This window comes from Campylobacter subantarcticus LMG 24377 (assembly GCF_000816305.1).
GTDB lineage: Bacteria > Campylobacterota > Campylobacteria > Campylobacterales > Campylobacteraceae > Campylobacter_D > Campylobacter_D subantarcticus.
In genome coordinates this window covers 1,155,938-1,169,126 of the sequence record NZ_CP007773.1, presented here as the reverse complement: position 1 = coordinate 1,169,126, position 13,189 = coordinate 1,155,938, and the positions used below count along the sequence as shown (strand labels likewise).

Sequence of the window (13,189 nt, the reverse complement as noted above, 5' to 3'; positions counted from 1 at the left end):
ACACCTTCTCTAACACCATCATCAATGACAATGAGTTTTTGCTTTTCAAATAAAGCAAAAAGGATTAAAGAACCGGCTATAAGGTATTTTTTCTGTTTTCTCCAAGATAAATTCTAGCTTTTTCTTGTTCTAAATTCCAAATTTTCAATGCAAAATTAAAAAAATTCCTTTTTTGAAGTATTTTACCATTAACACTTTCTTCTAGGTAATCTTTGTATTTTATATTTTGTTTGTAAGCACAAAGTGTGGTTGGTACACCTGAATTTAAAACAAAATAACTTCCCTTGATTTCTTTTTTGATGTGCTTACTTATGGTTAGCGCTTGAAATAAAATCTGTTTAAAATGCATAGGATAAGAACTAAGATGAAATTTTAAGTTTTTGTCTTTGATGTATTTAAGGTTTTGTGGATTTTTCTTAAAAAAACGCATATAAGCACTAGGTTTTGTGGTTCTAAATCGCATTCTTTCATAAAAACTAATGATGCCAAAATCATAACTTTTGCAAGATTGCTCACTAGAGATTTCACAAGATGCACCACCTAAATCACAATAACTTAGTTGTTTTTTGAATAATTTTAGACTTTTAAGTCTTTCTTGCATACCTAAAATGCTTAATCTTGCTTCGGTTTTTGCATCTATGATTTGCACTTTGAGTTGAAATTTTTTTTCAATTTGTTCCATAATAGTTGTAACATTTTTTGCTTTTCTAAAAGCAGCTGTGGCAACTGCTTTTGCTTGACTTAGATCGTAATTTTTTTCTTTTAAAGATTTCAAAGCGTTAAAAATTCTTTCAATAGCTTCATCGCTAATAGTGTCATTTTGCATATTTTTAGCCGCTGCTATGATAAATTCTTCACTTTGTAATTTGTTGAAATTTTTATCCATTAAAACAGCCCTTAATGTGTTTGATCCCATATCAATACCTAACACCAGCTCTCCTTAAAAAATTTAAAGTATAATAGCTAAAAAACTTATAAGGAAAACTTATGCTTTTAGGGGTTAATATCGATCATATAGCGGTTTTGAGAGAGGCTAGGAAAGTAAATGATCCTGATTTGCTTGAGGCCGCATTTTTGAGTGCAAATTGGGCTGATCAAATTACCATTCATGTAAGAGAAGACCGTCGCCATGCTAATGAGTTTGACTTGGAGCATATCTTAAAATATTGCAAGTGCGTTGTAAATCTTGAATGTTCTATAGATATGATAGAGTATGCTTTAAAATACAAACCTTCACGTGTTACTTTGGTACCTGAAAAAAGACAAGAGCTTACAACAGAAGGAGGGTTAAATCTTCATAATGAAAAATTGCAAAAAGCAATTGATGTTTTAAAACAAGAAGAGATTGAAGTTTCTTTATTTATTGATCCAAATTTAGAAGATATTGAAAAATCATCTTCTTTAAATGCTGATTTTATAGAACTTCATACAGGTTTATATGCTAATATTTATAATGCATTATTTACCAATATCAATCAAACTTCTTATGCTATAGCTGAGCTAATTTTAAGTAAAAGTGAACTTCAAAAACGTTTAGAAGATGAGCTTCAACGATTAAAGCAAAGTGCAAGTTTAGCAAAAACTTTGGGTTTAAGGGTAGCTGCTGGACATGGATTAAATTATAAAAATGTAAAAAATATTGTGGATATTTTAGAGATAGAAGAGCTAAATATAGGTCAAAGCATAGTAGCAAGATCAGTTTTTGTGGGCTTAAAAGAAGCGATATTAGAAATGAAAGTATTGATGAAAAGATGAAAAAAATTGCCATTAACGTAGGGGATTTAAATGGTATAGGTATGCAAATTTTATTAGCTTGTCATGATGAGCTAGTAAAAATTTGCGAACCTTATTATTTTATACATCATTCTTTGTTTCAAAAAGCAAGCAAGCTTTTAAAAATCACTCCTAAATCTAAAATCAATTTAGTTGAAATTTGCAACGAAAACAAAAATTATTTTGCTTTTAAAGAGGAAAAAGAAAACTGTATGATTTATAGCTTTTCTTACCAAGCTAGTGGAGAAATTGATCCAAATTTCGAGCTAAATCCTGCTACTTTAGATGCGAAAAGTGGAGCGTATTCTTTTTTGAGTTTTGAAGGGGCAAGTTATTGTACGCAATGTTTTTTAGATGCTTTGGTGACTTTACCGATTAATAAAAAAACTTGGCAAATGGCAGGAGTAGAGTATAAAGGACACACAGAGGCTTTAAGAGCGTTTTTTAAGCAAGATGCTATCATGATGTTAGGCTGTGATGAGCTTTATGTGGCTTTATACACTGAACATATGGCTTTAAGAGAGGTTTATAAAGAAATTAAAGCTTTAAAGCTTGCGAAATTTTTAATCAATTTTTACCAATGTACTTCTTTTGAAAAAATCGGCGTTTTGAGTTTTAATCCTCATGCAAGTGATAATGGTGTTATAGGTGGAGAGGAAGAGCGGGAGATAAAAAAAGCCATAAGAATGGCAAATGTTTTTTTAAAAGATCACACTATAGGCTTACAAAAGCTAGAAAATGAGGACTTTCTAAGTCAAAAAGAAAAAGAAAATTTACATCAAAAAAATATTTTTATAAACGAGCCGTTGGTAGCAGATACTGCTTTTACACCTTTTGCTTTAAGTCAATGCAAGCGGTTAGTGAGTATGTATCATGATCTAGCTTTGGCGCCTTTGAAAGCCTTGTATTTTGATAAAAGTGTTAATGTTAGTTTAAATTTGCCTATTGTTCGTACTAGTGTTGATCATGGTACAGCTTATGATAAAGCATATAAAAATATAGATATAAATTTACAAAGTTACATGCAAGCGGTAAAATCAGCGTTACATTTTTTAAAAATCAAAGAAAAAACTAAGTAAAAATCACTAAAATGATAGTCTCAAAATCAATTCTAAGGAGAATGCTTGAGTAAAGATAACGCGATTGCATTTTTTATTTTTATTGTGAGTGTGCTATGCTTTTTTGTTTGGGGTTATAATTATATCTCTAATAATTCCATGGTATTGTTTATTTTAGCGAGTATCTTTGGAATTTTCATGGCCTTTAACGTTGGCGGTAATGATGTAGCAAATTCTTTTGGTACAAGTGTGGGCGCTAAAACAGTTACGATTAAACAAGCTTTGATTATTGCGGCTGTGTTTGAATTAAGCGGGGCTGTATTTGCAGGGGGAGAAGTAACAAATACCATAAGAAGTGGCATTGTGGTTTTACCTGATGGGGTTGAACCTATGGTTTTTGTATGTGTTATGCTTTCAGCTTTATTAAGTTCAGGAGTTTGGTTGTTTATTGCAACAAAAAAAGGACTTCCTGTATCTACTACACATAGTATTATAGGCGGGATTGTTGGTTCTAGTATTGCTATGGGATTTGTGTTTTTTGATCAAGATAAAGCATTTTCTATGGTAAATTGGAATGGTATCTATAAAATTGCTATGAGTTGGATTATCTCTCCATTACTTGGTGGACTTGTAGCGTATTTAATTTATGCTTATATTTATAAAAAAATCCTAAAGCCATCTGAAGATATTTCGCTAGTGGTAAAAGAAATAAAAAAAGAAAGAAAAGCTTTTAAAGAAGAATATTTTGCTAATTTAAAAAACAAAAGCCAAGAAGAGCAAATTAAAGAGTTAAGTGCGATTGTTTTAGATGATGATGAAAAAAGAAGCGAATATAAATTAAAAATTAAAGAGTTGAAAGAAAAAGAAAAAAATATCGATGTTTTTTCAAAAATGAAATTCCATGTACCATTGATCGCAGGTGTGGGAGCTTTGATTATTTCTTCTATGTTTTTATTTAAGGGTTTAAGCAAGGTTTCGACTTTAGATGTGATGCAAAATTTATGGATAGTTTCGATTATTTCTATTTTTGCTTATATTGTTACTTTAGCGGTTGTAAGATTGATGAAAAAAACTCAAGCTAATAAAACCATTGAAAAGATTTTTTCATGGTTTCAAATTTTTACCGCTTCAAGTTTTGCATTTTCTCATGGGGCAAATGATATAGCTAATGCACTTGGGCCATTTGCTGCAATTTTAGATGTACTTAAAAACAACACTATCAATCCTAGTTCACCAGTGCCATTTGCAGTAATGTTGATGTTTGGTATAGCTTTGGTTATAGGGCTTTGGTTTTTAGGTAAAGAAGTAATTCAAACAGTGGGATCAAAACTTGCTGAAATCAAACCAACAACAGGTTTTAGCGCTGAATTAGGTGCAAGTATAGTTATACTTTTGGCAACTCAATTAGGAATTCCTGTAAGCTCAACTCATATTTTAATTGGTGCTATTTTGGGTATAGGGGTGTTTAATAAAGATGCAAAATGGGGCATGATGAAACCGATAGGTTTAGCATGGGTGATCACTTTGCCAGTTGCTGGAATTCTTTCTAGTGTTATTTTTATAATTTTTGTTAATATTATCTTATGAGTTTAAACTCATAAGATTTTTCTTAGCTTCTTCTAAATTTGAACTATCGATAAAATAATCAATCTTTGTAGGTTTTTTATACACTTTATCATAATATTCAAAAAGCATCTTGATGCATTGTTCTAAAAGGTTGTTTTCAAAGTTCTCGCAAAGTTTTGATTTAAATTTTTTACTAATATAGGGAGAAATTTTTTCTACATTTTTATAAAACACATCTTTTTCCATAGGAGTATAATGCTTTAACACTCTTTGAATGCGCAAATTCATATCACATTCACACCAAATTTTCTTAGCATTTTGCATGCTATTGTAAAGATTTAATGGTAAGGTTAAATTTCCAATTTGTCTACTTTCAGCTTCTATAAAGCAAGTTTGAAAAGGGCAGTCTTTTAAAAAGAAAAATAACTCATCTTCAAAGGCTTTTTGACTAGGTTGTTCTCCATAAATTTTACCAAAACTTGATCCTTGGTGGTTGGCTAGTTTTTCTAAATTCAAAGCATTGTCTAAGCTTTGTATTAGATCACTTTTTCCGCTTGCTGTATTACCACAAAGGCATAAGAACTCGATGTTTAAGTTTTTGGTGAAAAAAGCACTTACATAACTTCTATAGGCTTTATATCCACCTTCTAATCTTACAACCCTATATCCTAGTTCGGCTAAGATTAAAGCTACAGCTTTGGATCTTTTTCCACCTCTTGCACAATAAATGCCAACCAAAGATCCGATTTTACATGTTTGATAAAGCTTGAGAATATGCTCGCTCATGTTTTTACATATATAGCTTGCGCCTTCTGCTTTAGCTAAGCCTTTGTTTTTCTTATAAAGTGTACCAATTTCTTGAAATTCAACATCGTTTAACGCATAGTAATTTTGCGCATTTTTAATATGGGCATGATGGTATTCTTTAGGACTTCTAACATCAATTAAAAGATCAAAATTGTAAGTTAAAAAATCTTCAAAATTAACTTCTTTATACATAGTCTTTAAATGCTTTGCATAAACTCATATATACTTTTTCCAAATCGCTACCACAAACTCTAGTTTGTCCTATGGTGGTGATAAAGTTTGTATCTCCTTGCCATCTTGGGATTAAATGATAGTGACAATGTGGTGCTATACCAGCACCTGCTGCAGTGCCTAGGTTCATACCTATATTAACTCCTTTGGCATGAAATTCTTGTTTTAAGATTTTTACGCCAATTCGCACAAAATGGCTGATTTCAAGCCATGTTTCATCATTTAAATCTTCTATGTTTTCTAAGTGTACATAAGGTATGATCATAAAATGTCCTGGGCTATAAGGGTATTTATTCATAACTCCAAAGCAGTGTTTGGCTCTAAAAATCACACCAAGTTTTTCATCTTCATGTAAATTTTGTCTACAGTGGCAAAAAGGACAAAAATCTTTATCTTTAGTGTTAAAATAAACATCTCTCCAAGGTGCGTATAAATACTCCATTATATTTCCTTTATGTTTGCATGTAAATTTGTGATGTTTTTGCTTATTAGTGCTTTATTTTTTGGTATTAAAGGTAAAAGGTTTTTATCTTCAAGGAGAAAAATTCTAGCTCCAGCTAAAATAGCATGGTTAAGATCTGTTTTGTTTTCTAGGTAAAAAATAGCTTCTAGACCAAGATGAATGGCAAAATTATAGAGCTTTTTAAGTTGCATAGTTTTAAGCATTTTAGGGAAAATGATAAATGCATCTGCACCATAAACTAAGCTTTCTAAAATTTGATATTCATCAAAAATAAAATCAAACTGAATCACAGGTTTTTCATGGTAACGTCTAAAAAGACTTAAATTTTGTATATCATGGTTTTGTAAAGAACTTGTTGGCAAGATAACAGCATCAAAGTTTGCTTGATCAAAATTTAAGTCTTTGGAGTATAAAAAATTTGAAAGTCTTCCTTCAATCAAAAGTGTATAGATATCTTTAGGATAAAAAGCATTGGAAGCTAAGCTACGTCCTAGCATATCATAAGGAAAAATTTCTTTTTTTGTTTCTAGAATTTTTTGTGTTTTTGAAAAACAGTCTTCAAGATTTATTTTTGTAAACATTTTTTGATCGCCTTTAAGTGCTCTTTACTTTCATCTGAGCTTGAAAATTCTTTATCGTGAAGTGTTTTTTGTAAAATTTCATAAGCTTTTTTGCAGTCTTTGAGTTTATAATATCCCCAGGCAAGCGAATCAAGATAGTAAAGGTTTTGCGGCTCTTGTTCAAGTGCCCAACCTACTAACTCCATACCTTTGGCTATATCGATATCATATTCGATTAAGGCGTATCCATAGTAGTTTTGATATAAAGCATCGCTACGCACATCTACGCTTTTTTCAAATTTTTTCAAAATAGAAGCTAGAATTTTAGGATCGTTGATTTTTTTACTTTTAGGATCCATATAAATTTCAAACTCTAAAACTCCTGCCATGGAGAGGTATTTTTTATCTTGGCTAAGTTTATAATGCTGGAGTGCTATCGCATAAGCTTTCTTATAATCTTTTATTTGAGTATATAAGAAGATTTTAGTATCAGGATTAATGTTGTATGTTTGGCTTAAATTTAAAGCTTGAGTGTAGTTTTTTTCTTGCACTAGCAGTTCTATGATAGCATAGATGTATTTAATATCATGGTTGAGTTTGTATAGCTTTTCAAGAGTTTGAATACTTGCTTTGTAGTTTTTTTGATCTTGATAGATTTTTAAAAGTAGAGTGCATGTTTTAAGTGTACAGCTTGATGTTTTTACAAAGTCTTCTAGTAGTTTTTTTGCTTGATGAATGTTTTTATTTTTTATATTGATTTCTACCATTTTCAACAATAAATTCTCATGTGCAAAAAGTTTATAAGCAAGGCTATATTGTTCTAAGGCTTTGGTGTATAAGGTTTTTTTGGCAAAAATATCTCCTAGTATTTCATGATTTTTAAAGTCTTGTTTTTTTTCAATAAGCTGATGAAGAATTGCCTCTGCTTGTTTATAATCTCCTATTTCAAAAAAATACAATGCATTTAATCTAGCAATAGCAGGGTGATCTAAAAAATCCTTAGAAGCTTTTATAAGCGCTTCTTTTTCTTTTAAATTAGCCCCAAGAGCAAGAAATAATGCTTTTTTTAGATAAATACTTTCATTGTTTTCTTTGAATAAATCCGCATAAACATTACACGCATCTTGCAGTTGTCCTTCTTCTTCATAAACAAGTGCTTGTATGATTTTATTCTCATCTTTTGCGAAGACAAAACTTGTTAAAAATAAAGCAATGATTAATGAAAACAAACCCCTATGCATTCTTTTTTCAACTCCTCTTTGTGTGTTTTAAAATAATCCCAAAATGGAAAAGTTCGACATTGTTTTGGCCGACATTGATAAATTAAACATTTTTTATGCATTGTATCAAAAAAAATACAACGATAGCCATTTTCGTACTTTGCCTCTTTAAGGCTGTATTTAAAACCAACTTTGATGAGGTATTGTTCTTTAAAAGCTTCAAAATCAAGATTTAAAAAACTAGCAATTGCTTCTAACTCTTCCTTGCTAGCATAAATATACCCACTATCGCCTATGCAACATTTACCACCGCATTTTTGACAAGCATTTTCATCAAAAGAATAATCAAAACCTTTTTCATATATCATAGCTTATAGTTCCTGTAGTGTTGTAAATTTCTTGTATTTTTGGATTAAGTGTATTGTTATTATACATAAAAAGCGTAGGCATAATCACACAAGGACTTTTGCTGTTTTTTTTGATATGCATTAAGATGATTCTTGCATTGGTTTGAGGGTTGGAGTGTACACATTGTAACGCTACCAATTTTAGTTTAAACTCCTTTAAATAAGCGCATATTTCATCTAAAAAATTTGCATCATAGCACATAAAAAAACTACCATTTGGCTGAATGAGGCTATTGATTTTGGCTAACATTTTTTCAAGTGGCATAAATTCTTGATATCTAGATATACACAAATGGGTATCTTCACTTTTTTGGGTGTTTTTTTTATAAAAAGGAGGATTGGAGATTAAAAAGTCAAATTTAATATCGCTATTGTAATTTAAAAAATCTTCGCAAAAGCTTTGGATTTCGAGATTGTTTTCTTTGGCATTTTTGCGTGTTAGTTTGATATTTTGCTCTTGAATGTCTAGCATATATACTTTGGAGTTGGGAAATTTTTGTTTAGTTAAAAGTCCCAAGATACCACATCCACAACCTATATCTAGGATATTTCCTTTGAGGTGGTGTTGGGATAAAAAATCAAAAAGCAAAAGACTATCATTGTTGTAGCGATAGCCTTTTGGAAGTTGAAAAAGTTTTAGCATTTATAAAGATAATCGCAGATTTTAAATGAATCATTTAAACCCACTACAATAGAAGCTCCATTTTTACTAGCAATATCTCCTGCTACAAACAATCCTTTTACATTGCTTTCTTTGTTCTCATCAAAACTAGGTACACCTTTTTCATCAACTTCAATTGAACATTTTTGCAAGAAATCAAGCGGAGTTGAACCACCAATAGCATAAATAATGCGATCGTAAGTTTCACATGTATCATTAGTGAAATTTACCTTTGCTTTGCCATTTTCATCTTCTATACTATTTATATCAATACCTAGTTTTGCTTTGACACTACCTTGCTCGAAAGCTTTTTGAATATCTTCAAGATTAATATCATTTAATCTTGAGAAAGTTTCTCTTCTATAGCAAAGCGTTACGTCGTTATTTTTAGCTAAATCTATGGCGTATTCAGCAGCTGAATTTCCACCACCAACAACCAATATTTTTTCATTTTGACTTGCTGAATTTGCATTGAAATTAATGATTTTAGTTAAAGTGATAGGTAATGGATAACTTGGTTTGTTTGGTTTACCCATTCTACCTATAGCTATAACTGCATTTTTGCAGATATAATTTTCATTTGCAGTGCTAACGATGAAATTTTCTCCATCTTTTTTAACACTTTCAACTTCACTTGAAAGTTTCACCTCAAGGTGATGTTCTTCGATCGCTTTTTGGAAAGTTTCTATTGTACTTTCTCTTGTTCCATCTTCAAAATTTATATGTCCGTAATTTGTACTATCGCAACCTTTATAAGCCTTGTCAACTCTTTTGCCTTCTTTGTAAAATTTAACCAAAGTTTGGCAGATTGAGTCAGTTTTTTCTAAAACAATTACTTCTTTATTTTTTATTTTGGCTTCTATTCCTGCTGCAATACCTGCAGGTCCAGCTCCGATAACTACCATATCAAAAACTTTCATTCTTTCCCTTTTTTAGTATTTTATATATGTAAATGTATCAAAAAAACAATAATAAAAAATAAAAATTTAAAAATATTTCCTATCTTTGAAATTATTTTTTATGATTATAAATTATTAAAATAATAATATCTTATAAAAAAATACAACAATTGTGTAAAAAAATACTAGTTTTATCTTTTTTTGTATAAATTTAAGTATTTATATTTAAAAAACTAGAAATTTATATATAGTATATAAAAGGAGGTTTTTTGATGGGACAAAGTGAAAATCATGGTTTAAAAAATAATTTTTTTACGCTTTTATTGCTGTCTTTTTGTGGATCTATTATTTATGGTTTACCTTATTTTAGAAAATACTACTACGATGATTATATGAATCTTTATCATCTTAACAATTTTGAAATGGGGCTTTTGGGCAGTGCTTATGGTTTACTTGGTTTGTTTTCTTATGCTTTGGGAGGTTATTTAGCAGATCGTTTTGCACCTAAAAAATTATTGATATTTTCTTTAGTTGCTACAGGATTAGGGGGTTTGTTGCATTTGTATTTTACTTCTTTAAATGCCTTGTTGGTTATTTATGGTTTATGGGGGATTACTTCTTTATTGACTTTTTGGCCTTCTTTAATGAAAATAGTAAGAAGCTTGGCAAGCTTCAAAGAACAAGCCCGTGCTTATGGAATTTTTGAAGGTGGAAGAGGGGTTGTTGGTGCGGCACATTTGGCTATAGCTACAAGTATTTTTGGGTATTTTCAAATCCAAGCTCTTGCCAATAAAGGAATAGAGATGATTATTATTTTTTACTCTTTAGCTCCTATTGTAAGTGCTGTTGTTTTGTTTTTTCTTTTAGAAGATAAAATAGAAGAAGCTAGTGAAAAATTACGACTTCAGGATTTGATCTTTCTTCTTAAAAATTCAGCCTTATGGCTTGTGGTAGCCATTACTTTTTGTACATATTTTTTCAATATGAGTTTTTATTATTTTACCCCTTATGCAAGTAATGTCATAGGGACATCTGCTGTTTTTGCAGCTATTTTAACAGTTTTAGCACAATATATCCGTCCTATTTCATCTGTGATAGGTGGGTTTATAGCAGATGGTTATGGTAAAGCAAAGGTAATGATGATAGGCTTTATTTTAATGGGTATTGGAGTGGTGTTTTTGATTTTAAGTTCTTATACAAGCGGCTTTTTGCAAATGAGTATTTTAACCTCTGCTTGTGTTGTGATTTATGTGGCTATGTATTCTAATTTTGGAATTTATTATTCTTTGTTGAGTGAGGGAAAAATTCCTATTCATTTGGCTGGTATGGCTATTGGTATTGTTTCTACATTTGGGTATTTGCCTGAGGTTTTTGCACCACTTTTAGCAGGGGATTTGTTAGATAGATATCCTGGTGTGAAAGGTTTTTATATTTATTTTAGCATTATGATTACAATGGCTTTTTTGGGTGTGATGTTTTGCTTGATTTGGATTAAAAAATATAATAAAAAGGAGAGAATATGAAAGAGATTGTTTTGGATTTTAAAAACAAAGTTAAGGTTATAGAAAATGTATGGATTGAGTTAAAAGATGGAACTAAACTTTCATCTAGAATTTGGCTTCCTCAGGTTAAAGAAAAAGTACCTGCTATTTTAGAATATATTCCTTATAGAAAAAATGATGGTACAAGAGGTAGAGATGAGCCTATGCATGGATATTTTAGTGGAAATGGCTATGCGGTTGTTCGGGTTGATATTAGAGGGAGTGGGGAATCTGATGGCTTGCTAAAAGATGAGTATTTAAAGCAAGAACAAGATGATGCTTTGGAAGTTATTGAATGGATAGTAAAGCAAGAATGGTGCAATGGTAATGTTGGTATGATGGGTAAATCATGGGGTGGATTTAATTCTTTGCAAGTTGCAGCAAGAAGACCTAAAAATTTAAAAGCTATTATAGTAGTAGGTTTTACGGATGATAGATACAATGAAGATATTCACTATAAAGGCGGATGTTTGCTTAATGATAATTTTTGGTGGGGCAATATTATGCTTGCATATCAATCACGTTTTATCGATCCAAAAATTGATCCAAATGGCAGGGAAAAATGGTTAAATAGGCTTAAAAACATGCCTTTATGGCCTGCACTATGGCTTGAACACACTTTAAAAGATGAATACTGGAAACATGGTTCTGTGGGAGAAAACTATGATGATATACAAGTTCCTGTGTTTGCGCTAGATGGTTGGGCTGATTCTTATACGAACACAGTGTTTAGTTTAATGAGGGGGTTAAAGGTGCCTAAAAAAGCTATTATAGGTCCTTGGGCTCATGTTTATCCTCATGATGGTACGCCTTTGCCTGCTATAGGTTTTTTACAAGAGGCGCTAAAATGGTGGGATAAATGGCTTAAAAATGAGCCTAATGATGTGCTTGAAACACCGATGATACAAGCTTATATTGAAAATAGCTACAAACCTTACTCAAAAATAGAAACAGTCCAAGGTCGTTTTGTTGGCGTGGAGGATTTTAAGCAGCAAGTAAGTTATAAAAAATATTATTTAAATTCGCATCAATTATCTTGTCAAAAATCTTATGACTTTGTAAAAATCAATACTCCATTAAACCATGGTCTTTTATCTGGTGAGTGGATGGGAGCAGGTGTTTTAGGTGAAAGCCCTTGTGATCAAAGGCTAGATGATGGAATGGCTGTGGTTTTTGAAAGTGAATGTCTAGAGCAAGATTTAGATGTTTTGGGTTTTCCTATCTTAAAAGTAAAACTTACAAGCGATCAAGAAAAAGCTATGCTTTTTGCTCAACTTAGTGAAGTAAGGGAAGATGGGTATGTTAAAAGAGTAAGTTATGGTGTTATAAATCTTGCGTTGAGTGATGATAATGAACAATTTGTGCCTTTAAAAAAAGATGAATTTGTTCAAAAACAAATCAAGCTTGATGCTTGTGGATATAGATTTGCCAAAGGTTCTAGAGTAAGATTATCATTAGCGAATTCTTTTTGGCCTATGTTTTGGCCTATGCCAAAAATTTCAACCTTAACTTTGGATTTAAGTGAGTGTGAATTTAATTTGCCATGTTTTAGTGGTAAAGACTGTGATAAAATCAATATGCAAGCTCAAAGCGCACCTTTAACACCAACAACACTTTTAGAAGAAGGCAGGGTTGATAGAAGTATTTCTTATGATATTTTAAATGATACTTGGACTTGCATTACAGATGGTGTAGGCGGTGTCTTTGGAGAGGGTGTTTATAGGTTTGATGAGGTTGATGTTTTGGTAAAGCATAATTTAAAAAGAGAATTAAAACTCCAAAACGAAAATCCTTTAAGCGCGCAATACACGATTACTCAAACCATGCAAATAGGACGTGAAGGTTGTATGATGGAAGCGGATATAGTCTTAACACAAACAAGTGACTTGGAGTATTTTTATATTAAGGGAGATATGAGAATGAAAGAAAATGGTAAGTTTGTTTTTGATAAAAAATATGATTATAAAACTAAAAGAAATAGTTTGTAAAAAAGTCCAAAGTAT

Annotated in this window: 13 protein-coding genes; 5 read left to right on the top strand and 8 right to left on the bottom strand. The window is 31.1% G+C overall.

Annotation, left to right across the window (positions count from 1 at the left end; translation table 11 throughout):
• Positions 1–76 precede the first annotated feature (76 nt).
• Positions 77–931, bottom strand: a complete 855-nt coding sequence (locus CSUB8523_RS06045) for a Ppx/GppA phosphatase family protein (RefSeq protein WP_235362550.1) — start codon at positions 929–931, stop codon at positions 77–79.
• A 56-nt stretch (positions 932–987) separates the two neighbouring features.
• On the opposite strand from CSUB8523_RS06045, the gene CSUB8523_RS06040 reads away from it, so the two are divergent.
• Genes CSUB8523_RS06040 through CSUB8523_RS06030 form a run of 3 tightly spaced genes read left to right on the top strand, consistent with a single transcriptional unit; the run spans position 988 to position 4,418 of the window.
• Positions 988–1,755: a pyridoxine 5'-phosphate synthase gene (locus tag CSUB8523_RS06040; RefSeq protein WP_043019919.1), complete on the top strand. Its 768-nt coding sequence runs from the start codon at positions 988–990 to the stop codon at positions 1,753–1,755.
• The gene (pdxA, locus tag CSUB8523_RS06035) at positions 1,752–2,852 is read left to right on the top strand and encodes a 4-hydroxythreonine-4-phosphate dehydrogenase (RefSeq protein ID WP_043019918.1); all 1,101 of its coding nucleotides are present in this window, start codon (positions 1,752–1,754) and stop codon (positions 2,850–2,852) included. Before CSUB8523_RS06040 ends, pdxA begins: the two co-directional genes overlap by 4 nt.
• Positions 2,853–2,897: 45 nt before the next feature.
• Complete coding sequence (locus CSUB8523_RS06030) at positions 2,898–4,418, top strand: inorganic phosphate transporter (RefSeq protein ID WP_043019917.1); 1,521 nt, start codon at positions 2,898–2,900, stop codon at positions 4,416–4,418.
• Here the strand turns inward: CSUB8523_RS06030 and mnmH are convergent.
• Genes mnmH through CSUB8523_RS05995 form a run of 7 tightly spaced genes read right to left on the bottom strand, consistent with a single transcriptional unit; the run spans position 4,413 to position 9,666 of the window.
• Positions 4,413–5,396: a tRNA 2-selenouridine(34) synthase MnmH gene (mnmH, locus tag CSUB8523_RS06025; RefSeq protein WP_043019916.1), complete on the bottom strand. Its 984-nt coding sequence runs from the start codon at positions 5,394–5,396 to the stop codon at positions 4,413–4,415. The two genes, CSUB8523_RS06030 and mnmH, sit on opposite strands and share 6 nt — an antisense overlap.
• A complete protein-coding gene (locus CSUB8523_RS06020; RefSeq protein ID WP_043019915.1) occupies positions 5,389–5,877 on the bottom strand; it encodes an HIT family hydrolase, FHIT branch in 489 nt (162 codons plus the stop codon). The genes mnmH and CSUB8523_RS06020 overlap by 8 nt, the downstream gene beginning before the upstream one ends.
• The gene (locus CSUB8523_RS06015; protein ID WP_052243682.1) at positions 5,877–6,479 is read right to left on the bottom strand and encodes a beta/alpha barrel domain-containing protein; all 603 of its coding nucleotides are present in this window, start codon (positions 6,477–6,479) and stop codon (positions 5,877–5,879) included. The genes CSUB8523_RS06020 and CSUB8523_RS06015 overlap by 1 nt, the downstream gene beginning before the upstream one ends.
• The gene (locus CSUB8523_RS06010) at positions 6,464–7,699 is read right to left on the bottom strand and encodes a tetratricopeptide repeat protein (RefSeq protein ID WP_043019914.1); all 1,236 of its coding nucleotides are present in this window, start codon (positions 7,697–7,699) and stop codon (positions 6,464–6,466) included. The genes CSUB8523_RS06015 and CSUB8523_RS06010 overlap by 16 nt, the downstream gene beginning before the upstream one ends.
• Entirely contained in the window at positions 7,675–8,046 is a 372-nt protein-coding gene (locus CSUB8523_RS06005; RefSeq protein WP_039664126.1) for a YkgJ family cysteine cluster protein, read from the bottom strand. Before CSUB8523_RS06005 ends, CSUB8523_RS06010 begins: the two co-directional genes overlap by 25 nt.
• Positions 8,036–8,728, bottom strand: a complete 693-nt coding sequence (locus CSUB8523_RS06000) for a tRNA1(Val) (adenine(37)-N6)-methyltransferase (RefSeq protein WP_043019913.1) — start codon at positions 8,726–8,728, stop codon at positions 8,036–8,038. Before CSUB8523_RS06000 ends, CSUB8523_RS06005 begins: the two co-directional genes overlap by 11 nt.
• Positions 8,722–9,666, bottom strand: coding sequence for an NAD(P)-binding domain-containing protein (locus CSUB8523_RS05995; RefSeq protein ID WP_043019912.1), 945 nt, complete (start codon positions 9,664–9,666; stop codon positions 8,722–8,724). The genes CSUB8523_RS06000 and CSUB8523_RS05995 overlap by 7 nt, the downstream gene beginning before the upstream one ends.
• 251 nt (positions 9,667–9,917) lie before the next feature.
• Between CSUB8523_RS05995 and CSUB8523_RS05990 the strand changes: the two genes are divergently transcribed.
• Together CSUB8523_RS05990 and CSUB8523_RS05985 are read left to right on the top strand one after the other, a co-directional pair.
• Complete coding sequence (locus CSUB8523_RS05990; protein WP_043019911.1) at positions 9,918–11,168, top strand: MFS transporter; 1,251 nt, start codon at positions 9,918–9,920, stop codon at positions 11,166–11,168.
• Complete coding sequence (locus CSUB8523_RS05985) at positions 11,165–13,174, top strand: CocE/NonD family hydrolase (RefSeq protein ID WP_043019910.1); 2,010 nt, start codon at positions 11,165–11,167, stop codon at positions 13,172–13,174. Before CSUB8523_RS05990 ends, CSUB8523_RS05985 begins: the two co-directional genes overlap by 4 nt.
• Positions 13,175–13,189 lie beyond the last annotated feature (15 nt).

Excerpts from the sequence above, each read along its gene's own strand:
- CSUB8523_RS05985 (WP_043019910.1), top strand. The coding sequence starts at position 11,165 with ATGAAAGAGATTGTTTTGGATTTTAAAAACAAAGTTAAGGTTATAGAA.
- mnmH (WP_043019916.1), bottom strand. The coding sequence starts at position 5,396 with ATGTATAAAGAAGTTAATTTTGAAGATTTTTTAACTTACAATTTTGAT.
- CSUB8523_RS06010 (WP_043019914.1), bottom strand. The coding sequence starts at position 7,699 with ATGCATAGGGGTTTGTTTTCATTAATCATTGCTTTATTTTTAACAAGT.
- CSUB8523_RS06000 (WP_043019913.1), bottom strand. The coding sequence starts at position 8,728 with ATGCTAAAACTTTTTCAACTTCCAAAAGGCTATCGCTACAACAATGAT.
- CSUB8523_RS06040 (WP_043019919.1), top strand. The coding sequence starts at position 988 with ATGCTTTTAGGGGTTAATATCGATCATATAGCGGTTTTGAGAGAGGCT.
- CSUB8523_RS05995 (WP_043019912.1), bottom strand. The coding sequence starts at position 9,666 with ATGAAAGTTTTTGATATGGTAGTTATCGGAGCTGGACCTGCAGGTATT.
- CSUB8523_RS06005 (WP_039664126.1), bottom strand. The coding sequence starts at position 8,046 with ATGATATATGAAAAAGGTTTTGATTATTCTTTTGATGAAAATGCTTGT.
- CSUB8523_RS06020 (WP_043019915.1), bottom strand. The coding sequence starts at position 5,877 with ATGGAGTATTTATACGCACCTTGGAGAGATGTTTATTTTAACACTAAA.
- CSUB8523_RS05990 (WP_043019911.1), top strand. The coding sequence starts at position 9,918 with ATGGGACAAAGTGAAAATCATGGTTTAAAAAATAATTTTTTTACGCTT.
- pdxA (WP_043019918.1), top strand. The coding sequence starts at position 1,752 with ATGAAAAAAATTGCCATTAACGTAGGGGATTTAAATGGTATAGGTATG.
- CSUB8523_RS06015 (WP_052243682.1), bottom strand. The coding sequence starts at position 6,479 with ATGTTTACAAAAATAAATCTTGAAGACTGTTTTTCAAAAACACAAAAA.